The following is a 25166-nucleotide window of genomic DNA, read 5'->3' as shown; positions in this document are numbered from 1 at the left end:
AGGTGCGTGAGGGCGACGATCCGTTCCCTGTTGCCGGTCGATCGCGAGTGGTCCGGCGGCGAGGTGGACACCACGGACACGTGGTTGCTGGACTGTGCGGGCCATCGCGGGGGCGGTGCTCGGCGGCTGGCGGTAGTCGTGCTCAGTGGCTTGCGGTGAGGTGCGTGAGGGCGACGATCCGTTCCCTGTTGCCGGTCGATCGCGAGTGGTCCGGCGGCGAGGTGGACACCACGGACACGTGGTTGCTGGACTGCGCGGGCCATCGCGGCGGCGGTGCTCAGCGGCTCGCGACAGGCGTTCTCAGCGGCACGCGTAGGCGTCCTCAGTGGCTCCCGGTGAGGTGCGCGAACACCACCACGTTCCCCTCGTAGCCGGTCGACCGCGAATACCCCCCACCGCAGGTGATCACCCGCAGCTCGGGGCGGTCCGCCGCGCCGTACACCTTCTCGTCGGGGAAGTGCTCGGCGTCGTACACCTCGACCGCGTCCACCGTGAAGAGCGCCGTGCTGCCGTCCCGCCGGTCCACCTCGATGCGGCTGCCCTTCTTCAGGGCGCCGAGGTCGTAGAAGACGGCGGGGCCGTCGGCGTTGTCGACATGGCCCGCGACGACGGCGGTCCCCCTCTCCCCGGGGGTGGTGCCGGCCTCGTACCAGCCCGCGAGGTTCCGCTTCGCGGCGGGCGGCACGCCGAGGCTGCCGGACGGGGTGAGCGCCAGGCCCATGAGGGGGGCGTCGACGTGGATCGACGGGATGCGGATGCGGTCCGGCGGGGAGGGCGGCAGGGCGGGCGCGCCGCGCGGCTGGCCGCCGTGGCCGCCGCGGGCCGCCTGCGCGGCGGACGGCTGCGGCGGGGCGTGCACCCCCGCGCCGCCACCGAGCAGCCACGCGCCGGAGCACAGGGCGACCACGGTGACGGTCCCTATCGCGCCGTTGCTGACTCTGCGCACGCGAGCCTCCTACCTGACTCGAGCGGTCGTACCCGGCCCCCTCCGAGCCGCGAGGGGCGTCGGACCCGGAGGGGGAGGGACATGCGGTACCGGGGGACGGACAGCGGAGGGTGTCCGTCAGATCCCGTCGCCTCTCGCCCGGCGATGCAGGAGCCAGGTACCGCCCGCGGCGGCGACGGCGAGAGCCGTCACGCCGGCCGCGGTCTGCACGGGATCGGGGCCCAGGGCGCCGCCGACCCCCGTCTTCACACTTCCGCGGGGCTCCTGCCCGTGCACCGCCGTCAGGGTCACCACCAGGTCGCCCGTGACCTGCCGGTCGCCCTCGGCGCACTGCGCGACGATCTCGTACGTCCCCGGCTGGGCGCTCGGCGGCACCCGGAACTGCCCGACCGCCTCGCCGTCGTGCGCACTCGGCGCCAGGGTGAAGACGCCGGCCCCCACCGCTCCGGCGTCGCCCGCCGCCGTGCCCTCCGAGCCGCACTCCGCGGTGTTCACCGTGATCTGGGTACCCGGCACGGCCTGGGAGGGGAACACCTCCAGACCGCCGCCACCACCGTCGTCGTCGGCGTACGCGGGCGCGGCCACGAAGCCCGCGGCTGCGACGGCGAGGGCGGTACCGGTCAGCAGACGGGCGGTACGTCGCATCGATGCTCCTCCGAGCTCTCTTCGGTGTCCCCTGCCCTTCCGAGGTAAGTGCCAGCCGCCCGAGCCCGCTTCCTGAAGGTCTGTCAGAAATGCGGTGAATGGGTGTCAGATCCGTGCGCGGCACGGTCCCTCGGGCGGAATTTCAGCAGGTCACCGGTGTATGACGGCGGCTGTGCGGAACAGCACCCGATGGGCGCACGGCGCGCGTGTGAACGGGTGACCCGATGATCACGGCGCAGGCTTGACCTCAACAAAGGTTGAGGTACGAGGCTGGGCCGCATGCAGATCACAGACGCACCCCTCGAAGCCGAAACCCCTCTCGCCGTCACCCTCGTCGTCGGCAGCAACCGCCACGGCCGCTTCGGCCCCGTCGTCGCCGACTGGCTCCTGGACCGCATGCGCGACCGCGACGACCTGCTCCCCGAGGTTGTCGACGTGGCCGAAGCGGACCTGCCCACGAGCTTCGCCCCGACCTCCGAGGCGATGGCGGCACGCTCCTCGGTCACCCCGAAACTCGCGGCCGCGGACGCCTTCGTCGTCCTCACGCCGGAGTACAACCACTCGTACCCGGCCGGCCTCAAGAACCTCATCGACTGGCACTTCACCGAATGGCAGGCCAAGCCCGTCGCCCTCGCCTCCTACGGCGGCCTCTCGGGCGGTCTGCGCGCGGTCGAACACCTCCGCCAGGTCTTCGCCGAACTCCACGCGGTCACGATCCGCGACACGGTGTCCTTCCACAACGCGGGCGCGTCCTTCGAGGAGGGCCGCCTCAAGGATCCCTCGGGTCCCGAGGCGGCGGCGAAGGTGATGCTGGATCAGCTGGTGTGGTGGGGGAGGGCGTTGCGGGAGGCGCGGGAAAGGCGACCGTACGGGGCATGAGACGCGCACAGCCTGCGGGCAGGCGTGCACATCGGTTCTTGAGAGCCTCGGAGTGACGACGTGCCCCTTCGGCCTCCAGCTATGCTGCCGCCGAAGATCAGGAAATGAGGGGGACATGGCGAAATTGACCGTTCGTCGCAGAGCCGCTCTGGTTGTCGCGGCCGGCATCGTCGGCACACTGCCCGGCACCGTCGACGCAGCCGCCCAGACGGCGGCCGCCTCGGCGGCCGTGTACGACTGCAGGTACGACTCGGTGTCGGTGTCCGATGCAGCAGGCTCGGTGGTTCCCACCGCGCACAAGACCGGCGTGCCGCTCCACGCCCACCTGCGAGTCCACAACACCGAGGCCGTGGCCCTGACCAAGGCCACCTACGTCTACGCCATCGGCAATCTCACGAGGAACCGCGGGCCCGCCCCCGTGGTCCAGTGGCGCATCGGCAGGGGGCACTGGCACAAGATGGGCCTGCACTGGAACAACAGGACCAACGGCTCACTGCCGCTGTGGAACTCGGGCACCCTGTCGCTGGGGACCATCCCCGCACGGGGCACCGTCACCACCGAGATCTCCGTGACGTTTCCCAAGAGGTCGGTCAAGGCCGTCTACGACGACTTCCTCGACATCCACAGCGGCATCTGCGGCAACACCCGGTTGGACTGGTACCAGGGCAACGGCTTCGAGTACTGGCCCCGGTGACGAGAACGGCCGGACGGCCGCCCCGGTCGATCACCGAGGCGGCCGTCCGCGCGCTCACCGCACGGTCGATCAGTTGACGTTGACCGCACTCCAGGCCGCCGCCACCGCGTTGTACTCCGTGCTCCCGGCGCCGTAGAGGTCCTTGGCCGCGTTCAGCGTCGCCGTACGTGCCCCCGCGTAGTTCGTCGACGACGTCATGTAGACCGTCAGCGCCCGGTACCAGATCTGTCCGAGCTTCTCCCGCCCGATCCCCGTCACCGTCTTGCCGTTGGACGTCGGGGAGTCGTAGCTGACGCCGTTGATGGTCTTCGCGCCGCTGCCCTCCGCCAGGAGGTACGCGAAGTGGTTGGCGACTCCCGAGGAGTAGTGGACGTCGAGGTTGCCCACCGCCGAGCTCCAGTAGTCGGCCGACTTGCCGTCCTTGGAGGGCTTGTCCATGTAGCGCAGGGCGGCCTGGCCGAATCCCGGTCGTACGATCTTCTCGCCGATCAGGTAGTCCCCGGGGTCCGACGGGTTGTTGGCGTACCACTCCACCAGCGTGCCGAGGATGTCGGACGTCGCCTCGTTGAGGCCGCCGGACTCGCCCGAGTACGTCAGGGCCGCGGTCTTGGAGGTGACGCCGTGGGTCATCTCGTGACCGGCCACGTCCAGGCCGACCAGCGGGCCGAGGCTGGTGCCGTCACCGTCGCCGTACGTCATGCAGAAGCAACTGTCGTCCCAGAAGGCGTTGTTGTACTTGTTGCCGTAGTGGACGCGGTTGTACGAGCCCTTGCCGTCGTTCGCGATGCCGTTGCGGCCGAAGGAGTTCTTGTAGAAGTCCCAGGTCATGTTGGTGCCGTACTGGGCGTCCACGGCGGCGGAGGCGCGGTCGGCGTCCGTGCCCGACCCCCAGTGGTTGTCCGTGTCCGTGAAGACGGTCGACGGGGCGCGGCTGACGCAGATGCTGGTCAGGAAACACAGGTCCGTCTGGTTCGCCGCGTCGCCCGTGTACGTGCCGCCGCGCGTCGGGTCCTTGAGCTGGTACGTCGATCCCGACGCCGTCGTCTCCAGTGGCACCGTCGCGCTGTACAGCGACCTGCCGTCGCCCGTCGCCGTCTCGATGTCGTCCCAGGCGTCGATCTGACGGCCGGTGCGGGCGTCCGTGAGGACGGTGCGGGAGACCGGGTTGCCCAGGGAGTCCTTGGCCGCGACCTGCGTCCGCCACGCCAGCTTCGGCGTTCCGTGCAGCGCGTCGACGACCAGCTCCGGCCGGGCCGTCAGCTTCTTCAGCGTCTCGCCGAGGTTGACGGCGCGCAGGGCGTTCGCCGCGAGGTCGGCGGCCTTCGGGGCCGATATGGAGGGGACGATCGAGGCGAGGGATATCCTGCTCCGGGTCGCCCGGTTCGCGCTGCGGTACGTTCCGTCCGAGGTCAGGTGAACCACGAAGTCACCGCCGAGAACCGGGAGTTGACGGTACGTCCGGTCGTAGCGCACATGCTGGGTGCCGTCCTTGTCGACGATCACGTCCCGCACCTTCGTGCCCTCTTCGGAGGTGAGCCCGAGGCTCGCGGCGTGCGCCAGGAGCGCCGATGCCGCGTTCGCGATCGCGCCCGCCCTGGTCGGTTGTTCGTCGGCCACCGCGGCGGGGGAGAGGGCCGCTGCCAGCAGACTGGCGGTGGTGGCGGCCACGCCGAGGGCGGCGAGCCGACGGGAACCTCGGACGTCGATACGTATCCGGCTCATCGATCTCCTCGAGAAGGCGCCGAAGGGCGCGTGGGGGCGCGCGGCAGGCGTGGGGGGAGTGCGCAGGTGTTGACGACGATTTAAGGGGCCATGACACGGCGAGGTCCATAGCGCGTACTGGGAGGTATGGGAGGGGGAGTGTGAGGAGAGAGAATCGTTTTTGTGAGACTCCCGTTCTTCGTCTACGGCACCCTCCTCCCCGGCGAGGCCAACCACGACCTGTTCCTGCGCGGTCGCACAGAGGCCGAGGAGCCGGCGCGGCTGAACGGCGCGGTCCTGTACGACGGACCCGGATATCCGTACGCCGTCGAGGAGCGTGGCGGGGTGGTGTACGGGGAGCTCGTGACCGCAATGCCTGAGATGTGCGAGGAGTTGCTCGTCGCCCTCGACCGGCTGGAGGAGTACGCCCCCGGCGATCCGCGCAACCTCTACGAGCGCGTCGAGCGCGAGGTGCTCTGCGAGGGCGGGAACACGGCCGTACGCGCCTGGGTGTACGTCGCCGCCCCCGCCGTCGCCGCACGTCTGCGCGCCCGCGGGAAGCTGATCGAGAGCGGGGACTGGCGGGTCAGATGAGTCCGCCTGTCCCGGCTACGACTGAACCGTCTCCAGCCGCACCGCACACGCCTTGAACTCCGGCATGCGTGAGGTCGGGTCGAGGGCAGGGTTCGTGAGCGTGTTGGCGCGGCCCTCGCCCGGCCAGTGGAACGGCATGAAGACCGTGTCCGGGCGGATGGAGGTGGTGATGCGGGCCGGTGCGACGGCCCGTCCGCGGCGCGAGACCACCGCCACCGGGTCGCCCTCCGCCGCCCCGAGCCGGGCGGCGAGACGTGGGTGCAGTTCCACGAACGGCCCCGGCGCCGCGGCGTTCAGCTCGTCCACGCGGCGGGTCTGGGCGCCGGACTGGTACTGCGCGACGACCCGGCCGGTGGTCAGCAGCACCGGGTACTCGTCGTCCGGTTCCTCGGCGGAGGCCCGGTGCGACACGGGGACGAAGCGGGCCCGGCCGTCCGGGGTGGCGAAACGGTCGAGGAAGAGGCGGGGGGTGCCGGGGTGGCCCTCGCTCAGGCCCTCACCCTGGCTTTCCGTACTCGGGCAGGGCCAGAACACCCCGTTCTCCTCCGCCAGCCTGCGGTAGGTGATCCCGGAGTAGTCGGCCGGGCCGCCCGCGCTGGCCCGCCGCAGCTCCTCGAAGACCTCCTCCGGATCGGTCGGGAAGCCCTTCTCCACGCCGAGCCGGTCCGCCAGTTCGTGCATGACCTCCAGATCGCTGCGGACACCGTCGGGAGCAGTGATCGCGCGCCGCCGCAGCAGCACCCTGCCCTCCAGGTTGGTCGTGGTGCCGGTCTCCTCCGCCCACTGGGTGACGGGCAGCACGACGTCCGCCAGCGCCGCCGTCTCCGACAGGACGACATCGCAGACCGCCAGGAAGTCCAGCGACCTGATGCGTTCCTCGATGTGTGCCGCACGCGGCGCCGAGACGACCGGGTTGGACCCCATCAGCAGCAGGGACCTGATGTCCGTGCCCAGGGCGTCCAGCAGCTCGTACGCACTGCGCCCCGGCCCGGGAAGCGAGTCCGGGTCCACACCCCACACCTCGGCCACATGCCGCCGCGCCGCCGGGTCGTCCAGCTTGCGGTAGCCGGGCAACTGGTCGGCCTTCTGGCCGTGTTCGCGTCCGCCCTGCCCGTTGCCCTGCCCGGTCAGACAGCCGTACCCGGACAGCGGGCGGCCCGCGCGGCCGGTCGCCAGGCACAGGTTGATCCAGGCGCCGACCGTGTCCGTGCCCTTGGACTGCTGCTCGGGCCCGCGCGCGGTCAGCACCATCGCGTTCTCCGGCTCGCAGAACAGCCGTACGGCCTCCCGAAGTTGGGGAACGGACACCCCCGTGATCCGTTCCACGTACTCCGGCCAGTGCGCCATCGCCGCCGCCCGGGCGTCCTCCCAGCCGGCCGTGCGCTCCTGGACGTACGCCTCGTCCACCAGCCCCTCGGCCACCACCAGGTGCAGCAGACCGAGCGCCAGCGCGAGATCCGTACCGGGCCGAGGTGCCAGATGCAGATCGGCCTGCTCGGCGGTCTTCGTGCGGCGCGGATCGACGACGATCAGTGTGCCGCCGTTCTCCTTCAGCTCGTTGAAGAACCTGAGGGAGGGCGGCATGGTCTCCGCGAGGTTCGAGCCGACCAGGATCACGCAGCCCGTCTTCGGGATGTCCTCCAGCGGGAACGGCAGCCCCCGGTCCAGCCCGAACGCCTTCGTGCCGGCCGCCGCGGCCGACGACATGCAGAACCGCCCGTTGTAGTCGATCTGCGAGGTGCCGAGCACCACCCGGGCGAACTTGCCGAGTGTGTACGCCTTCTCGTTGGTGAGGCCGCCGCCGCCGAAGACGCCGACCGCGTCCGGGCCATGTTCCGTACGCGTCCGGCGCAGTCCTTCGGCGATCCGGTCCAGCGCCTCGTCCCAGGTGGTGGGCACCAGAGTGCCCTCGGAGCGCACCAACGGGGAGGTCAGGCGCACCCGGGACGACAGCACGGCCGGAGCGCTACGGCCCTTTCCGCACAGCGCGCCCCGGTTCACCGGGAAGTCCGCGCGCTCGCTCACCTCGACCGTGCCGTCCGGCGTCGGCGTCAGGTTCATCCCGCACTGCAGGGCGCAGTACGGGCAGTGCGTGGGCGTCGCGGAGATCTGCATGCCACTCAGCGTGCTTCGGCTGTGTTACATGCGGGACGGCTCCTTGTTACACGGGCGGCACGGCGACCTCCCGGCCGGCCGGGAGCGGCGGTGAGGCGCGGTGAGGCGCCCTTCACCGGGCGTCGGCCAGCGCCTTCGCGACCCCCGTCTCCCTCGGCCCGAGGAAGCGCGGGTCCGGGTGGAACACGGCGTCCAGGGCCGCCTTGCCGGCCGCGAAGATCTCACGGGTACCGCCGTAGTACCAGGTCACGTCATGCTTGGCGTCGACCCCGACGCCGTACGAGTCGACACCCGCCGCCTCGCACAGGGCGACCGCCCGCCGGATGTGGAAGCCCTGGCTGATGAGCACGGCCCTGTCGACACCGAAGATCTTCTTGGCGCGGACGCAGGAGTCCCAGGTGTCGAAGCCCGCGTAGTCGCTGACGATCCGCCCGTCCGGGACACCGTGCTTCTTCAGATACGTGCGCATGGCGTCCGGCTCGTCGTAGTCCTTGCGGCTGTTGTCGCCGGTGACGAGGACGACCTCGACACGGTGCTCGCGGTACAGCTCGGCGGCCGCCTTCAGACGGTTCGCCAGGTACGGGGACGGCTCGCCGTTCCACAGGCCCGCGCCGAAGACCACGGCGACCTCGGTGCGCGGCGCGTCGGCGGCCGTCCGCAGCCGGTCACCCGTCGTGACGTACAACCAGGTCACGGGCAGCAGCGCCAGCACACACCCGGCCATCACGGCCTGCACCAGCCTCCGCTGCCCGGCACGCGTGCGTGGCAGGCGTGGTCTGCGCATGGGTCCCCCTTCTCCGGCCTGCTTTCCGACATGCTTTTCGACAGTCAGAGACGTCCTGTCAGGCCCCGCGGTTCGGCACACGATGCGTGACCAGGTTCACTCCGAGGCAGGAAACCGCAGGTCAGATCCCCTCACACACCCCACACACCCCACCGTGAACCGCCGGAAAACACCCGTCATTCTCATGCAACGGGGCGGCAACCTCCGGCCGCCACCATCGGTCCATGACGGCGTCGAACCCTCCTCGCGACGAGTCCACGACCGCCCACCTCGACAGTACGGCGCATCTCATGAACCGGATCAGCAGCCAGCTCGCCAGCCAGCTCAGCCTCGTCTCCCTGGACGGCAGGCGACGCCCGGCCGCGCCGGCGCTCGTCGTCGTCGCTCACGGCAGCCGCGACCCGCGCGCCCTGAGCACCGTCCGTACGCTCCTGGACCGCATCCGCGAGCAGCGCCCCGGCCTCCCGGTCCACCTCGGCCACATCGAGCTGAACGACCCGCTGCTCCCCGACACCCTCGCGACGCTCGGCACCCGCGAGGCCGTCCTCGTCCCCCTGCTCCTCAGCCGCGGCTATCACATCAAGCGGGACATCCCCGAGATGGCCGCCGAGTCACAGGTACGCGCGCGCGTGGCCGGCGCCCTCGGCCCGCACCCCCTCCTGGTGGAGACCCTGCACGCCCGCCTGGTCGAGGCCGGCTGGGACACCCGCATGGACGAGGCGACCCGCCGCACCAGTGCGGTCGTGCTCGCCGCGGCGGGCTCCCGCGACCCGGAGTCCAAGATCGACACCAGCCGCACGGCCCAGCTCCTGTCGGAACGCCTGGGCGTCCCGGTGGTCCCGGCATACGCCACCACGGCCGCCCCGACGGTTCCGGACGCCATCCACGCCCTGACGGCGAGCGGCCGGGATCGCGTGGCGGTGGCCTCCTACTTCACAGCGCCGGGCCGCTTCGCGACGGAGTCGGCAGAGGCAGCCCCGTGGATCGCCTCGGCCCCCCTGGGCACACACCCCGCGATGGCACAGCTCGTACTCCACCGCTACGACCAGGCTCTCGCGACACCTATCAGTGCGGCACCGGAATTGGCGTCGGCTTGAACCGCGGGTTGACTGCGGTTTTCAGGGGCGCGGGGCTGTATCGATTTGCGGCTCCGCCGCGGGGCGCGATCAACCACGACGAACCCGCACGCGCAACACAACTGAACCCGGCAGACGAGTAGGCGCCCCGCCACCATCCGATTGTCACTGCCTCCGCTTACTGTCGAGACATGTCGTACGACGCGCAGTCAACAGAACGCTGGGCCCCCGAACCGGACAAGCGCCCAGGCCGCACCGCCTTCCAACGCGACCGCGCCCGCGTACTGCACTCCGCCGCACTCAGAAGGCTCGCAGGCAAAACCCAGGTGGTCACGCCCGGCGAGCGCAGCGCCACCGCATGGGACGCCAGTCCCAGAACCCGCCTCACCCACTCCCTGGAGTGCGCCCAGGTGGGCCGCGAACTGGGCGCAGCCCTCGGCTGCGACCCCGACCTGGTGGAAGCCGCCTGCCTCTCCCACGACCTCGGCCACCCCCCCTTCGGCCACAACGGCGAACAGGCCCTGAACGAGTTCGCCGAGGACTGCGGCGGCTTCGAGGGCAACGCGCAGTCCCTCAGACTCCTCACCCGCATCGAACCCAAACGGTTCACCCCGGAAGGCTCGGTGGGCCTCAACCTCACCCGCGCCGCCCTGGACGCCGCCACCAAGTACCCCTGGCCCCGAGGCGCCCACCCCACCGACCCGGCCTCCCCCAAGTTCGGTGTCTACGAGGACGACCGCCCCGTCTTCGACTGGGTCCGCAAGGACGCCCCGGGCACCCGCACCACCTTCGAGGCCCAGGTCATGGACTGGTCCGACGACGTGGCGTACTCGGTGCACGACGTCGAGGACGGCCTGCACGCCGGCCACATCGACCCCAACTGCCTGCACGCGGAGCCCGAGCGCCAGGCCGTCTTCGCGGTCGCCGTCGGACGCTACGTCCCCGCCGGCACCGACCCGGCCGAACTCGCCGCCGCCCTGGACCGCCTCCAGGACCAGGAGTGGTGGCCGCACGGCTACGACGGTTCCGCGGTCGCCCAGGCCCGCCTCAAGGACGCCACCAGCCAGCTCATCGGCCGCTTCTGCCTCGCCGCCGAGACCGCCACACGCGCGGCGTACGGCGCCGGCCGCCTCACCCGCTACGACGCCGAACTCGTCGTACCGCACGAGACGCGGCTGGAATGCGCGGTCCTCAAGGCCGTGGCCGACCGGTACGTCATGCAGCGCGCCGAACAGGAGCTGCTGCGGGCCGACCAGCGGATCGTGGTCGCCGAGCTGGCCGAGGCGCTCACCGCCCGCGCCCCGGACGGCCTGGACCCCCAGTTCCGCGCCCTGTTCGACCAGGCGGGCGACGACCGCGCCCGCAAGCGGGTGATCGTCGACCAGATCGCCTCGCTCACCGACGCATCGGCCCGTTCGCTTCACGCGCGTCTGACGGGGCATCTGTGAGACTGACGGGACGCGGGGGCCTCCGAACGAGCCCAATTGTGACCCTCCGTGGCCTGATCGGGCCACTCCCTCTTCCCCCCTCACGCTCCGTGCGGGACGCTCGCATGTGGCGGCACCCGCTGTGTGCTGTGCTTTCTGGGGGGACACCCCCAGACCCCCGGCTAGGAGGCATCAAGTGGTCGACGCGGATCAGACATTCGTCATCGTCGGAGGCGGTCTCGCCGGCGCGAAAGCGGCCGAGACGCTCCGCGCGGAGGGCTTCACCGGGCGCGTGATACTGATCTGCGACGAACGCGACCACCCGTACGAGCGGCCTCCGCTCTCCAAGGGCTATCTGCTCGGCAAGGAGGAGCGCGACAGCGTCTTCGTCCACGAGCCGGCCTGGTATGCGCAGAACGACATCGAGCTGCACCTCGGCGAGACCGTCGACGCCATCGACCGCGAGGCGAAGACGGTCCGCTTCGGCGAGGACGGCACGCTCGTCCGTTACGACAAGCTCCTGCTGGCGACGGGTGCGGAGCCGCGCCGCCTCGACATCCCCGGGACCGACCTGGCCGGCGTGCACCACCTGCGCCGTCTCGCGCACGCCGAGCGGCTCAAGCACGTGCTGACCGCCCTCGGCCGGGACAACGGGCACATCGTGATCGCCGGTGCCGGCTGGATCGGTCTGGAGGTCGCGGCGGCGGCCCGTGAGTACGGCGCCGAGGTCACCGTCGTCGAACCCGCGCCGACCCCGCTGCACGCGGTCCTCGGCCCCGAGCTCGGCAACCTCTTCGCCGAGCTGCACCGCGAGCACGGCGTCCGCTTCCACTTCGGCGTGCAGCTGACGGAGATCGTCGGCCAGGACGGCATGGTCCTCGCGGCCCGCACCGACGACGGCGAGGAGCACCCCGCGCACGACGTCCTCGCGGCGATCGGCGCGGCCCCCCGCATCGGCCTCGCGGAAGCCGCCGGGCTGGAGATCGCCGACCGTGCACACGGCGGCGGCGTGGTGGTCGACGAGCGCCTGCGCACCTCGGACCCCGACATCTACGCGGCCGGCGACGTGGTGTCCTTCCCGCACACCCTCTTCGGCACCCACCTCCGCGTCGAGCACTGGGCCAACGCCCTCAACGGCGGCCCGGCGGCGGCCCGCGCCATGCTCGGCCGGGACGTCACCTACGACCGTGTGCCCTATTTCTTCTCCGACCAGTACGACTTGGGGATGGAGTACAGCGGGTGGGCGCCCGCGGGGTCGTACGACGAAGTGGTGATCCGGGGGGACGCGGGCAAGCGTCAGTTCATCTCCTTCTGGATCAAGGACGGCCGGGTGCTGGCCGGGATGAACGTGAACGTGTGGGACGTCACAGAGCCCATCCAGAAACTGATCCGCTCGAAGACACGGGTGAACACGGAGGCCCTGGCGGACCCGCACGTTCCGCTCGAAAGCCTCGTCTCTTAGATGTCGGTGCACCACCGTAGAATTCACGCGTGGCAGGACGGATCAACGACGAGGACGTGAAGGCGGTACGGGACGCGGTCCCGATCGACGCCGTGGTGTCCGAGTACCTCCAGCTGCGCAACGCGGGCGGTGGCAACCTCAAGGGCCTGTGCCCGTTCCACGACGAGAAGTCGCCGTCCTTCCAGGTCAGCCCGAGCAAGGGACTCTTCCACTGCTTCGGCTGCCAGGAGGGCGGCGACACCATCACGTTCGTGATGAAGGTCGACCACCTCTCCTTCTCCGAGGCCGTCGAGCGCCTGGCCGGCCAGGCCGGCATCACCCTGCGCTACGAGGAGGGCGGGTACAACCCGTCCCACCAGCGCGGCGAGCGCATCCGCCTGGTCGAGGCCCACAAGATCGCCGCACAGTGGTACGTCGAACAGCTCGCGACCAGTCCGGAGGCCGACACCGGCCGCAAGTTCCTCGCCGAGCGCGGCTTCGACCAGTCCGCCGCCGAGCACTTCTCCGTCGGCTACAGCCCCCAGGGCTGGGACCACCTCACCCGCTATCTGCGCGGCAAGGGCTTCACCGACAAGGAGCTGCTGCTCTCCGGCCTCTCCCAGGAGGGCCGCCGCGGCCCCATCGACCGCTTCCGCGGCCGCCTGATGTGGCCGATCCGCGACATCGGCGGAGACGTCGTCGGCTTCGGCGCCCGCAAGCTGTACGAGGCGGACAACGGCCCCAAGTACCTCAACACCCCCGACACGGCGATCTACAAGAAGTCCCAGGTCCTCTACGGCATCGACCTGGCGAAGAAGGACATCGCCAAGGCCAGCCGCGCGGTCGTCGTCGAGGGCTACACCGATGTGATGGCCTGCCACCTGGCCGGCGTCACGACCGCCATCGCGACCTGCGGCACGGCCTTCGGCGGCGACCACATCAAGATCCTGCGCCGACTGCTGATGGACAACGGCAGCGCACGTGTCATCTTCACCTTCGATGGGGACGCGGCCGGCCAGAAGGCGGCACTGCGCGCCTTCGAGGACGACCAGAAGTTCGCCGCCGAGACCTACATCGCCATCGCCCCGGACGGCATGGACCCCTGCGAACTGCGCCTGGCGAAGGGCGACGAGGCGGTCGCCGACCTCGTCGAACCCCGCACCCCGCTCTTCGAGTTCGCGCTGCGCCAGATCGTCGTCCGGTACGACCTCGACACCCCGGCGGGCCGGGCCGCCGCCCTGGACGAGGCGGCCCCGATCGTCGCCCGCATCAAGAACAGCGGCGCCCAGCACGAGGTCGCCGTCCAGCTCGCCGGCATGCTCGGCATCCTCGACACCCAGTTCGTGGTCAAGCGGGTGGCCCAGCTGGCCCGTTGGGCCCGCGACCGCGGCGGCAAGGGCCCGGCCCCGGCGCGCGGCCCCCAGTCGTACGAGGCCGCCCCGCGCCGAACGGCCTCCGGCCCCGCCCTCAACCTCCGCAACCCCGTCTACGCCACCGAACGCGAACTCCTCAAACTCGCCCTCCAGCGCCCCGAGTTGGTCTCCCCGGCCTTCGACGCCTACGGCATCGACGAGTTCACCGCCGCGCCCTACGCCGCCGTACGCCAGGCGATCATGGAGGCGGGCGGTGCGGAGTACGGCGTCCAGGACGCACAGGACTACCTCGTCCGGGTCCGGGAGGCCGCGCCCGACGACACGGTCCGTGCGATGGTCACGGAGCTGGCCGTCGAGGCGATCATGCGCCGCACCGTCGACGAGAACTATGCGGGCGAACAGCTCGTGACCGTCCGCCGCCGGGCCGTGGAGCGCCGCGTCCGCGACATCCAGAGCACCCTCACCCGCCTCGGCACCCACGGCGACCCGGCACAACTGGCCGCCGTACAGAACGAGTTGTGGGTCCTCCAGCAGTACGACCAGGCGCTGCGCGAGCACGGCGCCGCGGCCCTGTGACCTCTTCGCGTACGCCGCGGTAACCGCCCGGTCACGGCCCGATTGCAAAAAGTCACCGCACGCCCCTCGTGGCGGCGATGTGTCGTACTCCACACTGGGTCCGGTGCCTGAGTCCTCGGAGCGCGGCGGACCCGTCCCCCACGGGTCGCACAACCCCGCGGTTCCGCTCATCGCGTACGGGACGGACAGCGGCGAGGCCGTCGACTCCGCTCCCGAAGCAGCGCTGCCGCACACCTCAGCAGCGATCACCCTGGAGGTCGCCCCCGTGCAGACCCAGACCCTCACCCAGACCGACACAAGTACGGACGGCACGGAGCCGGACGCCGCGACCGACGTTCTCGTCGCGGTCCCCCCGCAGACCCGCGTCGCGCACCACCCCGAGGCGGAGCCCGAGAGCCCGCCCGAGCCGGCCGAACCGCCCGCGGAGGCGCTGGAGGCCGCGGAGGACCCCGAGCCGGTGGCACCGCCGCGTGCCCGCTCCGCCGACACCGGCGGCCCGTCCTCGGACCTGTTCCGCCAGTATCTGCGCGAGATCGGCCGTATCCCCCTGCTGACCGCGGCCGAGGAGGTCGAGCTCGCCCGCCGTGTCGAGGCCGGCCTGTTCGCCGAGGAGAGGCTCAGCACCGCGCCCGACCTGGACAGCCAGCTCGCCCTCGACCTGGACCGCCTGGTCGTCATGGGCCGGATGGCCAAGCGCCGCCTCATCGAGGCGAATCTGCGGCTCGTCGTGTCCGTGGCCAAGCGGTACGTCGGCCGCGGGCTGACCATGCTCGACCTCGTCCAGGAGGGAAACCTGGGCCTGATCCGGGCAGTTGAGAAGTTCGACTACGCCCGCGGGTACAAGTTCTCGACCTACGCGACCTGGTGGATCCGCCAGGCCATGTCCCGGGCCCTCGCCGACCAGGCCCGCACCATACGGGTCCCGGTCCACGTCGTCGAGCTGATCAACCGGGTCGTCCGCGTCCAGCGCCGCATGCTGCAGGAACGCGGCTACGAGCCGACGCCGGAAGAGGTCGCCGACCACCTCGACCTGCCGCCCGAGCGGGTCAGCGAGGTTCTCCGCCTGGCCCAGGAGCCGGTCTCCCTGCACGCCCCGGTGGGCGAGGAGGACGACGTGGCCCTCGGCGACCTCATCGAGGACGGCGACGCCACCTCGCCGGTGGAGTCGGCGGCGTTCCTGCTCCTGCGCGAGCATCTGGAGGCGGTGCTGTCGACGCTCGGCGAGCGCGAGCGGAAGGTTGTGCAGCTGCGCTACGGCCTGGTGGACGGGCGTCCCCGCACCCTGGAGGAGATAGGCCGTATCTTCGGCGTGACCCGGGAACGTATCCGCCAGATCGAGTCGAAGACCCTGAACAAGCTCCGGGACCACGCATTCGCGGACCAGCTGAGGGGCTATCTGGACTGACGCCGCCTGCGGGCGGGCGGGGGCTGATCGCGCAGTTCCCCGCGCCCCTTGCGGGGCGCGGGCACCTGCTCAGTCCACCTCAGCCACGGCCTGCGCGAACTGCGCCTTGTACAACCGCGCATAAGCCCCGTCCGCAGCGAGCAGATCGGCATGCGCCCCCTGCTCCACGATCGCCCCGTTCTCCATCACCAGAATCGTGTCCGCGTCCCGGATCGTCGACAGCCGGTGCGCGATCACGAACGACGTACGCCCGTGCGCCAGCTTCGCCATCGCCTTCTGGATCAGCACCTCGGTCCGGGTGTCCACCGAGGAAGTCGCCTCGTCCAGCACCAGGATCGTCGGGTCCGACAGGAACGCCCGCGCGATGGTGATGAGCTGTTTCTCACCGGCGCTGACGCCCGTGCCCTCGTCGTCGATCACGGTGTCGTAGCCGTCGGGAAGCGTCCGGATGAACCGGTCCGCGTGGGCCGCCCGCGCCGCCTCCTCGATCTCGCCGCGCGTGACGTCCCGGGAGGCGCCGTACGCGATGTTCTCCGCGATCGTGCCGCCGAACAGCCAGGTGTCCTGCAGCACCATGCCGATCTCGGCCCGCAGTTCGTCCCGGGACATCGTCGCGATGTCGACGCCGTCGAGGGTGATCCGCCCGCCGGAGACCTCGTAGAACCGCATGAGCAGGTTGACCAGGGTGGTCTTGCCCGCTCCCGTCGGGCCGACGATTGCGACCGTGTGCCCGGGCTCCGCCTTCAGGGACAGGCCCTCGATCAGCGGCTTCTCGGGGTCGTAGCGGAAGGAGATGTTCTCCAGCTCCACCCGCCCGCGCAGTTCCTCGGGCCGCTCGCCGCGCACCGGATCCGCCTCCTGCTCCTCCGCGTCCAGGAGTTCGAAGATCCGCTCGGCCGAGGCGACACCCGACTGCACGAGGTTCGCCATCGACGCGACCTGCGTCAGCGGCATCGAGAACTGCCGCGAGTACTGGATGAAGGCCTGCACATCACCGATCGACAGCGCGCCGGACGCGACCCGAAGACCGCCGACCACCGCCACCAGCACATAGTTGAGGTTCGACACGAACATCATCAGCGGCTGCATGACCCCGCTGTTGAACTGCGCCTTGAACCCGGCCTCGTACAGCGCGTCGTTCTGCTCGGCGAACTGCTTCGCCGACTCCTCCTGCCGCCCGAACACCTTCACCAGCGTGTGGCCGGTGTACATCTCCTCGATATGGGCGTTCAGCTTGCCCGTCGTGCGCCACTGCTGCACGAAGTGCGGCTGCGAGCGCTTGCCGACCCGCGTGGCGACCACGAACGACAACGGCACGGTCACCAGCGCCACCAGCGCGAGCAGCCACGACACCCAGAACATCATCGCCAGCACACCGATGATCGTCAGCAGCGAGTTGATGAGCTGGCCCATCGACTGCTGCAGCGTCTGCCCGATGTTGTCGATGTCGTTGGTCGCCCGGGACAGCACCTCGCCGCGCTGCCGCTTGTCGAAGTACGACAGCGGCAGCCGGGACAGCTTCGTCTGCACGTCCTCGCGCAGTCGGTACATGGTCCGGTTCACGGTCCGGTTCACCAGCCGTGTGGCCACCGCCATCAGCAGACCGGCGACGAAGAACGTGCCCAGCGCGAGCAGCAGTACGTCGCCCACCGCGCCGAAGTCGATGCCCTTGCCCGGGGTGAAGTCGGTGCTGCGGAGCATGTCGGCGATCTGGCCCTGCCCCCGCCGCCGCATGGACGCGAGGACCTCGTCCTTCGTGGCACCGGAGGGCATCTGCCGCCCGATGATGCCGGCGAAGACCAGGTCGGTGGCCTTGCCGAGGATCTTCGGCCCGACCACGTTCAGACCGACGCTCACGACCACACAGAGCAGCAGTACGCAGATCGTCAGCCGCTCCGGCTTGAACTGGGAGATCAGGCGTTTGCCCGACACCTTGAAGTCCATCGAACGGCTGTCGGGACCGCCGCCCTGGCCCATCATCCGCGCCATCGGCCCGGCCATCAGGCAGCCTCCGCTTCCGTCAGCTGGGAGAGCACGATCTCCCGGTAGGTCTCGTTGTCCGCCATCAGCTCGTGATGTTTGCCGGTCCCGACGACACGTCCTTCGTCGAGTACGACGATCCGGTCCGCGTCCCGGATGGTCGCCACCCGCTGGGCGACGATCACGACGGTCGCCTCCGCGGTCTCCTGCGCGAGCGCCGCCCGCAGCGCCGCGTCGGTCGCGTAGTCGAGGGCGGAGAAGGAGTCGTCGAAGAGGTAGATCTCCGGGCGCTGCACCAGCGTCCGCGCGATCGCGAGCCGCTGCCGCTGGCCGCCGGAGACATTGGTGCCGCCCTGGGCGATGGGGGAGTCGAGGCCGTTCTCCAGCCGCTCGACGAACTCCTTGGCCTGCGCCACCTCCAGCGCGTGCCACAACTCCTCGTCGGTGGCGTCCGGATTGCCGTAGCGCAGATTGGTCGCCACCGTCCCCGCGAACAGGTACGGCTTCTGTGGCACCAGACCGACCGTCCTCGCGAGCAGCTTCGGGTCGAGGGCCGCGACGTCCGTGCCGTCGACGAGCACCTCGCCGTCGGTCGCGTCGAACAGCCGCGGGACCAGCCCGAGCAGCGTGGACTTGCCGCTGCCGGTCGAGCCGATGACGGCGGTCACCTCACCGGGCCGCGCCACCATGTCGATGCCCTTGAGCACCGGCTCCTCGGCGCCCGGATAGCGGAACCCCGCGCCCCGGATCTCCAGATGCCCGTGCCGGCGCAGCTCCGTGACCGGCGCGACGGGCGGCACCACGCTCGACGAGGTCCCGAGGACCTCCTCGATCCGCTCGGCGCAGACCTCCGCGCGCGGCACCATCATGAACATGAAGGTGGCCATCATCACGGACATGACGATCTGCATCAGATAGGCGAGGAACGCGGTCAGGTCACCGATCGCCATGCCACCGCTGTCGATGCGGTGCGCGCCGAACCACACCACCGCGATCGAGGACAGGTTCACCACCGTCATCACGATCGGGAACATCAGCGCGAGCATGTTGCCGGTGGCCAGCTGCATCTCGGTGAGGTCGGCGTTCGCCTTACGGAAACGATCCTTCTCGTAGTCGTCCCGCACGAACGCCCGGATCACCCGGTTGCCGGTGATCTGCTCCCGCAGCACCCGGTTCACCGTGTCGAGCCGCACCTGCATGGACCGGAACAGCGGCCGCAGCCGCCGAACGATCAGCGTCACGCAGATGCCCAGCGTCGGCACCACCGCGACCAGCACCCCGGACAGCGGAACGTCGAGGCCGAGCGCCAGCACGATCCCGCCCACGCACATGATCGGCGCCGACGCCATCAGCGTGAACGTCATCAGGGCCAGCATCTGGACCTGCTGCACGTCGTTGGTCGTACGGGTGATCAGCGAGGGCGCCCCGAACTGCCCGACCTCCCGCGCCGAGAAGGACTGCACCCGGTCGAAGACCGCCGCCCGGACGTCCCGGCCGACCGCCGAGGCGGTCCTGGCGCCGTAGTACACGGCACCGACGTTGCAGACGACCTGTGCCAGCGAGATGCCGATCATCAGGGCGCCGAAGGAGAGGATGTAGCCGGTGTCACCCTTCACGACGCCGTTGTCGATGATGTGCGCGTTCAGCGTGGGCAGGTAGAGGGTGGCGCAGGTCTGCAGGAACTGCAGCAGCACCAGCAGGGCTATGGGTTTCTTGTAGGGCCTGAGGTAGGTCCGCAGAAGTCGTATGAGCACGCTACGTCTCTCGGAGTCGGCGGCGGGGCGGGCTTGATGCCCCAGGCTCCTATCGTCGGACACTCCACCGGTGTTACCTCAACCGATTAAGCCGACAGCAGTGCTCCTTACCGCCTTATGGGCGGAAAGCGCCGGGGTGTGTCTGCTCCCGGACGGAAACGAACTGCTGCCTGACCGCCTGACCCACCGCCAGTTCGTCGCCGGGCTCCAGCACCTGTCCGCTCGCGCCCTGCCAGAGGGGCGGGGTGCGCGGATCGAGGGTGCCCTGCGAGACCCCGAGCGCCCAGGCGGCCTGCCGGGCGGCACCGATCGCCGCATAGTCCGCGGGCTGCGGCACGACGACCTGCGCGCCGAAGAGCATGGGCGCCGCCGCCTGCACGGCGGGCAGTTCGGCGGCCGCCCCCAGCAGGAAGATCCGCCGCACCTCGACACCCCGGCCGCGCAGCACGTCCAGCGCGTCCGCGAGCCCGCACAGCATGCCCTCGAACGCCGCCCGCGCCAGGTGCTCGCCCTTCATCGACTCCCGCCGCAGCCCGGCGATCGACCCCGCCGTGTGCGGCAGGTTCGGCGTCCGCTCACCCTCCAGATACGGCAGGAGTACGAGCCCGTGGGCGCCCGGAGTCGACTTCATCGCCAGCTCGGACAGGCTGTCCAGATCGGGCAGCCCGAGCAGCTCGGCGGTCCCGCGCAGGGTCCGTACGGCGTTCAGCGTGGTGACGACCGGCAGATGCATGCCGGTCGCGTCGGCGAGGGACGTGATCATCCCGGTGCTGTCGACCAGGGCCTCGGGGTGTACGGCCATGACGGACCCGGAGGCGCCGAGCGAGACCACCGCGTCGCCGAGCCCGATGCCGAGGCCGAAGGCGGCGGACATGGTCTCGCCGGTCCCGGCGGAGATCAGCAGCCCCTCCGGGGTCGTACCCGCGGCCTCCGCAGGGCCGATCACCTCCGGCAGCATCGCCTGGTGGCCGAGCGCCAGCTCCACGAGATCGGAACGGTAGCTGCCGGTCGCCGCCGACCAGTAGCCGGTGCCGGAGGCGCCGCCCCGGTCGGTGGTCCTCCGGACCGGTCTGCCCAGCAACTGCCACACCAGCCAGTCGTGGGCCTGCATCAGCATCGCGGTGCGCAGGGCGGCATCGGGTTCGTTCTTGGCGAGCCAGCGCAGCTTGGTCACCGGCTGCGCGGCCTGCGGCACACATCCCACCGCCTGTGCCCAGGCCTCACGCCCGCCGAGCGCGTCGATCAGATCGGCCGCCGCGACCTGCGCACGCTTGTCGCCGCCGACGAGTGCCGGGCGCACCGTGCCGCCCTGCGCGTCCAGCGGCACGACCGCGTTCTGCTGCGCCGACACGCCGATGGCCTGCACGCCCTCGAGGAGCCCGCCGCCGGCCGCTTCACCCAGGGACAGCAGCCAGGCCTGCGGGTCGACGTCGGCGGGGCGGTCGCCGTCCACCGGATGCGGGGCATACCCCTGCCTGAGCACGGTGCCCGTGTCCGTGTCGCAGACGACGATGCGAGTGAAATCGGGTGCACTGTCCAACCCGGCGACTATCCCCATGGCGAAAATTCTATGGGTCCTGCGCCACAGCGGTGTGTGCGCTTCGCCGGGTGCGGGCGCGTCGCGGCAGGTGAGCTGCTACGTGTTGCTGGTGCCCCAGTCGTCCTCTGCTGCGCCGTTGGTGTTGCGCTCCCGCAGGGAGCGGACCCGCTGGGTCACGGAGTCGGGGACGCGGTCGCCGACCTTGTCGCTCACCACGTGGTACGCCTTGCCGGCGAACTCGCGGCCCTGCTGCGCGGCCGACTCCGCGGTGTTGCGGACGGCCGGGTTCTGCGCGACCTGACGTGCCGACTTCTTCAGCTGCTCGTAGCGCTCGCGACCGGCACGTGTGCCGAGGACGTAGCCCAGAGCCAGTCCGACGACGAACGTGAACTTGTGGCGCATGGCGGAGCCACCCTTCCGTCCTGGGGGATACCGATTGGCGGAGCACCCCCCTGCTTGCGCTAATGTATGTGTCGCAGCGAGCACCCGCCCTCTGGCGAATACCCAGGCAGGTACGTTCGATGCAACGAGGCATTCCTCCGTAGCTCAATTGGCAGAGCAGCCGGCTGTTAACCGGCAGGTTACTGGTTCGAGTCCAGTCGGGGGAGCTCGGTCCTCCGTAGCTCAATTGGCAGAGCAGCCGGCTGTTAACCGGCAGGTTACTGGTTCGAGTCCAGTCGGGGGAGCACAAGAAGAGGACCCCCTTGGGGTCCTTTTTCATGTGGGCGGGAACCGCGCAGGCGGCGGTGCAGTCTCCATGGGCGTGCGTAGTCGACCATCCGAAGCAGGAGATCGTATGAGCGGCTATGCTGCGGCAGACGGCGCGCACAAATGTGCGCGACACGCCGCCGTGGGGCGGTAGCTCAGCCGGTTAGAGCAGCGGACTCATAATCCGTCGGCCGTGGGTTCGAGTCCCACCCGCCCCACCACTCGCTACGCGGGCAGAACCGTTTCTACCTGCACAAACGTACGAACGGGGGTCACCACTCCAAGGTGGTGGCCCCCGGTCATGCGTTCAGATCAAGATCCAGTGGACGCACGGTGGACGTATCCACCTCACGGCCGAGTTGGCGGCGTCGTCCCGGCCGCGGCCGGTGAGGGTGACCATGCCGAGGAGTCCGGCCGGGTCTGTGCTCCGACGGCCCCAGGTGCTGCCCGACTGGCGTGCGCCTCGGGGACGAGCAGGGGGTGTGAACGTCGAAGGGGAGGTCGCGGGGAACGACGGCCATGACGGACTCGAGGTGTTGGCCCAGAGCGTGCCGCTGTGGCGGGCCCGCAAGGACCTGGGCGAGGACCTGCCGTTGCCCAGCGCCGAGGACGCGCGCAAGCACAGGTGGGATTCGCTGGAGGCCGAGCGGGCCGAGGTCCGACGGCGTTCTGGCGTGCGCCGTGTGCGACCGTCCGCTTCGCCGCGCTGGCCCTGCAACGCCTGTGCCGGACACCGCCGTTGACGGTGGAGGACGGGCGGCGGCATCTGCGTCACCTCATCGAGACGGAGTTGGGCCGGGGGCCTGCGTCCTGAGGCCGGTCATGCGGACCGGCTGTCCGTCGTACGGGCGATGGTCTCGAAGCCGCGGTCGCAGCGGAGGCGGCGTGAGCCCCGCCTCCTCGGCGGCCGCGGAAACGAGGAGCCGACCGGTCCCGCGCCGCCGTGCTCCCCCTTCGCCGAACCTCTCTGACGTGCGGCGGAGCGGGGGATGGAGGCTGCCGGCCGGACGGGATCAGGTGCCCGGACGGATGTTGGGTGCGAAGCGGGCCAGGGTGACGGTCTCGATGGCCGCGATGAGGTTGTACGCCAGTGCGGACACCGCGGTGAGGACCGCCACCGAGGCCCAGAGGTGGTCGTAGTCGAAGGTGGAGGAGTCCTTGAGCATGGCGTAGCCGAGACCCTGCCCGGTGGAGAGCCATTCGGCGAGCAGCGCGCCGATCAGGGCTCCGGGGACGCCGACGCGGGCGCTGGCGAAGAACGCGGGGACCGCGCTGGGCAGCATGACCTTGCGGGCGACGGTCCAGGCACCGGCGCCGTACGCGCGGCACAGGTCGGCCGCCTGGCGGGACGCGGAGCGCAGGCCGAAGGTCATGGTGACCAGGGCGGGGAAGAAGACGATCAGACCGCTGATGACGGTGGTGCCCAGCAGGCCGCGGCCGAAGACGAGAGTGATGAGCGGGGTCATCGCCACCAAGGGCACGGAGCGTACGACGACCGCCATGGGCAGCAGGGCCTGCTCGACGCTGCGGAGGAGGACGAAGACGACCGCCACGCCCACCGCCGCCGCCAGCCCGGCCACGAAGCCGAACCCGGCGTCCAGCAGTGTGCGGCCCAGACCGGAGGAGACCAGGGAGCGGTGGGCGCCCGCGTCCGCGTCCGTGAACAGGTAGTGGAAGATGTCGACCGGTGACTTGGCCACCAGCGGATCCAGGTCGTAGACCTGAAGGAAGACGATCCACAGGACGACGACGGCCGCCATCGTCACGATCACGTTCAGCAGCGGGCGCAGCACCCCCGCCGCGAAGCGCAGCGCGGGGGCCGCGTCCGTCCTGGTCCCCGTCTGTGTCGCGGTGCTCATGCGCCTCCGCCTTCCACTGTCGTCGTGCGCGACCACGGCAGGGCGTAGCGGGCGACGAGCCCGACCGCGCCGTACGCGACGCCTGCCACCGCGCCCGAGACCAGGGCGATGCCCCAGGTGCGGGGCACGTCGAGCTGCTGCTGGGCGATGGTCATGGCGATACCGAGGCCGCTGTCGACGCGGCCGAGGTACTCGCCGATGATCGCGCCGAGAAGCGCCGCCGGACCGGCGATCTTGAGTGCGGCCAGCGTGCTGGGCAGCGCGGCGATCAGGCGGACCCGCAGCATCTGCTGCCAGCGGCCGCCGCCGTAGGCGCGTACCAGGTCGAGCGCGGCCGGATCGGCCGAGCGCAGCCCGAGCAGTGCCCCGATGAGGGTGGTGAAGAAGACCGACAGCCCGGCCATCGCCGACATCGGCTTGTCCCCGTCGAGGACGAGGGACAGGATCGGGCCGATCGCCACGATGGGCAGGCAGTACGAGGCCACCGCGATCTGCGTGATCACCCGCTCCAGCACGGGCACCAGCAGCACCAGTACCGCCAGCCCCAGCGCCAGCCCGTTGCCGACCAGATAGCCGGTCAGGGCCTCGCCGAGGGTCTGCTCGACATGCGGGCTGTAGAAGGTCCAGCCGTCGTCGAACACGCTCGCCACGACCGCCCAGGGGGTGGGCACTCCGTCCCCGGTGCCGACGACCGTGGTGGACAGCAGCGACCACGCCCCGATCAGAGCCGCGATGCCGACGGCCCCGCCGGCCCAGGCGGAACGCCGCGCCCTCATGACGCCTCCACCGCGGGACCGGGAGCGTCGACGGCGCTGTCCACGGGCGTGTCGGCGCGGCCGAACAGGAGTTCCGACAACTGGTCGGCGTACGCGTGGAACTCGGGCGAGCGCATCATCTCCGGTGTGCGGGGACGGGGCAGGTCGATGGTGACCTTCTCCACGATCCGGCCCGGACGGGGCGACATGACCGCGACGGTGTCGCTCAGCAGCACGGCCTCGTTGATGGAGTGCGTGACGAGCAGGGTGGTCACCGCGCGGGCCTGCCAGATGCGCTGGAGTTCGAGGTTGAGCCGCTGGCGGGTCATGTCGTCCAGCGCGCCGAAGGGTTCGTCCAGCAACAGCACCTTGGGGTCGACGACCAGCGAGCGGGCGATGGCGACGCGTTGCCGCATGCCGCCGGAGAGCTGGGCGGGGCGGGCCTTCTCGAAGCCTTCGAGGCCGACCAGCTTGATGAGGTCGGAGATCGCCGCCGGGTCGGCCTTGATGCCGCTGATCTCCAGCGGGAGCCGGATGTTGGCGGCGACCGAGCGCCACGGCAGCAACGCGGCGTCCTGGAAGGCTATGCCCAGGTGATGCCGTTTGCGGGCCGCTTCCGGGTCCTCGCCGTGGACGAGGGCCGTACCGGAGGTGGGGCTGTCGAGCCCGGCGAGGATCCGCAGAACGGTCGACTTGCCGCAGCCCGACGGTCCCAGCAGCGCGAGGAACTGGCCCTCGGCCGTGTCCAGGTCGACGCCTGCCAGTGCGGGTACGCGCTGTCGGCCGAGCTTGAACTCCTTGCTCAGCCCGCGCAAAGACAGCCCGGTGCCGGTGCCGGCCGGCCCCCCGGAGTCGTCGGATGCTTCGGGAACGGCTGCTGCGGTACTCATCAGATGACCTCTGTGTGCGGTGCG

The 25166-nt window shown here is 70.6% G+C and carries 21 protein-coding genes and 3 tRNA genes; 12 read left to right on the top strand and 12 right to left on the bottom strand.

The genetic code is table 11. The features are described from left to right. Window positions 1-322: 322 nt before the first annotated feature. A complete protein-coding gene (locus tag ACFY1E_RS02110; protein ID WP_389070305.1) occupies window positions 323-946 on the bottom strand; it encodes a class F sortase in 624 nt (207 codons plus the stop codon). 117 nt (window positions 947-1063) lie between these two features. Beyond that, window positions 1064-1591, bottom strand: a complete 528-nt coding sequence (locus ACFY1E_RS02105; RefSeq protein ID WP_389070302.1) for a hypothetical protein — start codon at window positions 1589-1591, stop codon at window positions 1064-1066. A gap of 279 nt (window positions 1592-1870) precedes the next feature. On the opposite strand from ACFY1E_RS02105, the gene ACFY1E_RS02100 reads away from it, so the two are divergent. Both ACFY1E_RS02100 and ACFY1E_RS02095 read left to right on the top strand, forming a co-directional pair. Further along, window positions 1871-2470: an NADPH-dependent FMN reductase gene (locus ACFY1E_RS02100; RefSeq protein ID WP_389070300.1), complete on the top strand. Its 600-nt coding sequence runs from the start codon at window positions 1871-1873 to the stop codon at window positions 2468-2470. Between the two features lie 115 nt (window positions 2471-2585). Then, on the top strand, window positions 2586-3164 hold the full coding sequence (locus ACFY1E_RS02095) for a hypothetical protein (protein ID WP_389070298.1): 579 nt from the start codon (window positions 2586-2588) through the stop codon (window positions 3162-3164). A gap of 69 nt (window positions 3165-3233) precedes the next feature. On the opposite strand, the gene ACFY1E_RS02090 is transcribed toward ACFY1E_RS02095, so the two are convergent. Further along, window positions 3234-4886, bottom strand: coding sequence for a M4 family metallopeptidase (locus ACFY1E_RS02090; protein ID WP_389070296.1), 1653 nt, complete (start codon window positions 4884-4886; stop codon window positions 3234-3236). 162 nt (window positions 4887-5048) lie between these two features. On the opposite strand from ACFY1E_RS02090, the gene ACFY1E_RS02085 reads away from it, so the two are divergent. Continuing rightward, complete coding sequence (locus ACFY1E_RS02085) at window positions 5049-5459, top strand: gamma-glutamylcyclotransferase family protein (protein ID WP_389070294.1); 411 nt, start codon at window positions 5049-5051, stop codon at window positions 5457-5459. Between the two features lie 15 nt (window positions 5460-5474). On the opposite strand, the gene ACFY1E_RS02080 is transcribed toward ACFY1E_RS02085, so the two are convergent. Next, window positions 5475-7574, bottom strand: coding sequence for a molybdopterin oxidoreductase family protein (locus ACFY1E_RS02080; protein ID WP_389070292.1), 2100 nt, complete (start codon window positions 7572-7574; stop codon window positions 5475-5477). Between the two features lie 112 nt (window positions 7575-7686). Continuing rightward, window positions 7687-8358, bottom strand: a complete 672-nt coding sequence (locus tag ACFY1E_RS02075; RefSeq protein ID WP_389070289.1) for a vancomycin high temperature exclusion protein — start codon at window positions 8356-8358, stop codon at window positions 7687-7689. A gap of 224 nt (window positions 8359-8582) precedes the next feature. Between ACFY1E_RS02075 and ACFY1E_RS02070 the strand changes: the two genes are divergently transcribed. From ACFY1E_RS02070 to ACFY1E_RS02050, 5 genes are all read left to right on the top strand, one after another. Next, on the top strand, window positions 8583-9455 hold the full coding sequence (locus tag ACFY1E_RS02070; protein WP_389070287.1) for a sirohydrochlorin chelatase: 873 nt from the start codon (window positions 8583-8585) through the stop codon (window positions 9453-9455). A gap of 170 nt (window positions 9456-9625) precedes the next feature. After that, complete coding sequence (locus tag ACFY1E_RS02065; RefSeq protein WP_389070284.1) at window positions 9626-10882, top strand: deoxyguanosinetriphosphate triphosphohydrolase; 1257 nt, start codon at window positions 9626-9628, stop codon at window positions 10880-10882. 175 nt (window positions 10883-11057) lie between these two features. Beyond that, the gene (locus ACFY1E_RS02060) at window positions 11058-12323 is read left to right on the top strand and encodes an NAD(P)/FAD-dependent oxidoreductase (protein ID WP_389070281.1); all 1266 of its coding nucleotides are present in this window, start codon (window positions 11058-11060) and stop codon (window positions 12321-12323) included. Window positions 12324-12352: 29 nt separating this feature from the next. Then, window positions 12353-14251: a DNA primase gene (gene dnaG / locus ACFY1E_RS02055; protein ID WP_389070280.1), complete on the top strand. Its 1899-nt coding sequence runs from the start codon at window positions 12353-12355 to the stop codon at window positions 14249-14251. A 103-nt stretch (window positions 14252-14354) separates the two neighbouring features. Continuing rightward, window positions 14355-15656, top strand: a complete 1302-nt coding sequence (locus ACFY1E_RS02050; RefSeq protein WP_389070277.1) for an RNA polymerase sigma factor — start codon at window positions 14355-14357, stop codon at window positions 15654-15656. Between the two features lie 69 nt (window positions 15657-15725). On the opposite strand, the gene ACFY1E_RS02045 is transcribed toward ACFY1E_RS02050, so the two are convergent. The 4 genes from ACFY1E_RS02045 to ACFY1E_RS02030 form a co-directional block, all read right to left on the bottom strand. Then, a complete protein-coding gene (locus ACFY1E_RS02045; protein WP_389070275.1) occupies window positions 15726-17657 on the bottom strand; it encodes an ABC transporter ATP-binding protein in 1932 nt (643 codons plus the stop codon). After that, window positions 17657-19390 carry an ABC transporter ATP-binding protein gene (locus tag ACFY1E_RS02040; RefSeq protein WP_389070273.1) on the bottom strand — a complete coding sequence of 578 codons (1734 nt, stop codon included), beginning with the start codon at window positions 19388-19390 and terminating at the stop codon, window positions 17657-17659. Before ACFY1E_RS02040 ends, ACFY1E_RS02045 begins: the two co-directional genes overlap by 1 nt. A gap of 115 nt (window positions 19391-19505) precedes the next feature. Then, window positions 19506-20948, bottom strand: coding sequence for an FGGY family carbohydrate kinase (locus tag ACFY1E_RS02035; protein WP_389070271.1), 1443 nt, complete (start codon window positions 20946-20948; stop codon window positions 19506-19508). A 78-nt stretch (window positions 20949-21026) separates the two neighbouring features. Continuing rightward, window positions 21027-21332, bottom strand: coding sequence for a YtxH domain-containing protein (locus tag ACFY1E_RS02030; protein ID WP_389070269.1), 306 nt, complete (start codon window positions 21330-21332; stop codon window positions 21027-21029). 133 nt (window positions 21333-21465) lie between these two features. Here ACFY1E_RS02030 and ACFY1E_RS02025 point away from each other — a divergent pair. From ACFY1E_RS02025 to ACFY1E_RS02010, 4 genes are all read left to right on the top strand, one after another. After that, window positions 21466-21538: transfer RNA gene (locus tag ACFY1E_RS02025), tRNA-Asn, on the top strand. 5 nt (window positions 21539-21543) lie between these two features. Then, window positions 21544-21616 (top strand) — tRNA-Asn (locus ACFY1E_RS02020). A 166-nt stretch (window positions 21617-21782) separates the two neighbouring features. Next, window positions 21783-21859, top strand: a tRNA-Ile gene (locus ACFY1E_RS02015). A gap of 261 nt (window positions 21860-22120) precedes the next feature. Further along, window positions 22121-22381: a hypothetical protein gene (locus tag ACFY1E_RS02010; protein ID WP_389070267.1), complete on the top strand. Its 261-nt coding sequence runs from the start codon at window positions 22121-22123 to the stop codon at window positions 22379-22381. 270 nt (window positions 22382-22651) lie between these two features. Here ACFY1E_RS02010 and ACFY1E_RS02005 read toward each other — a convergent pair whose 3' ends face one another. Genes ACFY1E_RS02005 through ACFY1E_RS01995 form a run of 3 tightly spaced genes read right to left on the bottom strand, consistent with a single transcriptional unit; the run spans window position 22652 to window position 25142 of the window. Continuing rightward, window positions 22652-23497: an ABC transporter permease gene (locus ACFY1E_RS02005; protein ID WP_389070265.1), complete on the bottom strand. Its 846-nt coding sequence runs from the start codon at window positions 23495-23497 to the stop codon at window positions 22652-22654. Then, window positions 23494-24273, bottom strand: coding sequence for an ABC transporter permease (locus ACFY1E_RS02000; RefSeq protein ID WP_389070262.1), 780 nt, complete (start codon window positions 24271-24273; stop codon window positions 23494-23496). The genes ACFY1E_RS02005 and ACFY1E_RS02000 overlap by 4 nt, the downstream gene beginning before the upstream one ends. After that, window positions 24270-25142 carry an ABC transporter ATP-binding protein gene (locus ACFY1E_RS01995; RefSeq protein ID WP_389070260.1) on the bottom strand — a complete coding sequence of 291 codons (873 nt, stop codon included), beginning with the start codon at window positions 25140-25142 and terminating at the stop codon, window positions 24270-24272. Before ACFY1E_RS01995 ends, ACFY1E_RS02000 begins: the two co-directional genes overlap by 4 nt. Window positions 25143-25166: the final 24 nt, after the last annotated feature.

The sequence above is a fragment of the Streptomyces sp. NPDC001604 genome (assembly GCF_042893475.1).
Lineage (GTDB): Bacteria > Actinomycetota > Actinomycetes > Streptomycetales > Streptomycetaceae > Streptomyces.
The sequence above is the reverse complement of the archived record's forward strand: the minus strand, read 5'-3'. Positions and strand labels throughout refer to the sequence as shown.

Coding starts and splice junctions, on each gene's coding strand:
- ACFY1E_RS02105 (WP_389070302.1), bottom strand. CDS start 1,591: ATGCGACGTACCGCCCGTCTGCTGACCGGTACCGCCCTCGCCGTCGCA.
- ACFY1E_RS02100 (WP_389070300.1), top strand. CDS start 1,871: ATGCAGATCACAGACGCACCCCTCGAAGCCGAAACCCCTCTCGCCGTC.
- ACFY1E_RS02095 (WP_389070298.1), top strand. CDS start 2,586: ATGGCGAAATTGACCGTTCGTCGCAGAGCCGCTCTGGTTGTCGCGGCC.
- ACFY1E_RS02090 (WP_389070296.1), bottom strand. CDS start 4,886: ATGAGCCGGATACGTATCGACGTCCGAGGTTCCCGTCGGCTCGCCGCC.
- ACFY1E_RS02080 (WP_389070292.1), bottom strand. CDS start 7,574: ATGCAGATCTCCGCGACGCCCACGCACTGCCCGTACTGCGCCCTGCAG.
- ACFY1E_RS02075 (WP_389070289.1), bottom strand. CDS start 8,358: ATGCGCAGACCACGCCTGCCACGCACGCGTGCCGGGCAGCGGAGGCTG.
- ACFY1E_RS02070 (WP_389070287.1), top strand. CDS start 8,583: ATGACGGCGTCGAACCCTCCTCGCGACGAGTCCACGACCGCCCACCTC.
- ACFY1E_RS02065 (WP_389070284.1), top strand. CDS start 9,626: ATGTCGTACGACGCGCAGTCAACAGAACGCTGGGCCCCCGAACCGGAC.
- ACFY1E_RS02045 (WP_389070275.1), bottom strand. CDS start 17,657: ATGGCCGGGCCGATGGCGCGGATGATGGGCCAGGGCGGCGGTCCCGAC.
- ACFY1E_RS02035 (WP_389070271.1), bottom strand. CDS start 20,948: ATGGGGATAGTCGCCGGGTTGGACAGTGCACCCGATTTCACTCGCATC.
- ACFY1E_RS02030 (WP_389070269.1), bottom strand. CDS start 21,332: ATGCGCCACAAGTTCACGTTCGTCGTCGGACTGGCTCTGGGCTACGTC.
- ACFY1E_RS02005 (WP_389070265.1), bottom strand. CDS start 23,497: ATGAGCACCGCGACACAGACGGGGACCAGGACGGACGCGGCCCCCGCG.
- ACFY1E_RS02000 (WP_389070262.1), bottom strand. CDS start 24,273: ATGAGGGCGCGGCGTTCCGCCTGGGCCGGCGGGGCCGTCGGCATCGCG.
- ACFY1E_RS01995 (WP_389070260.1), bottom strand. CDS start 25,142: ATGAGTACCGCAGCAGCCGTTCCCGAAGCATCCGACGACTCCGGGGGG.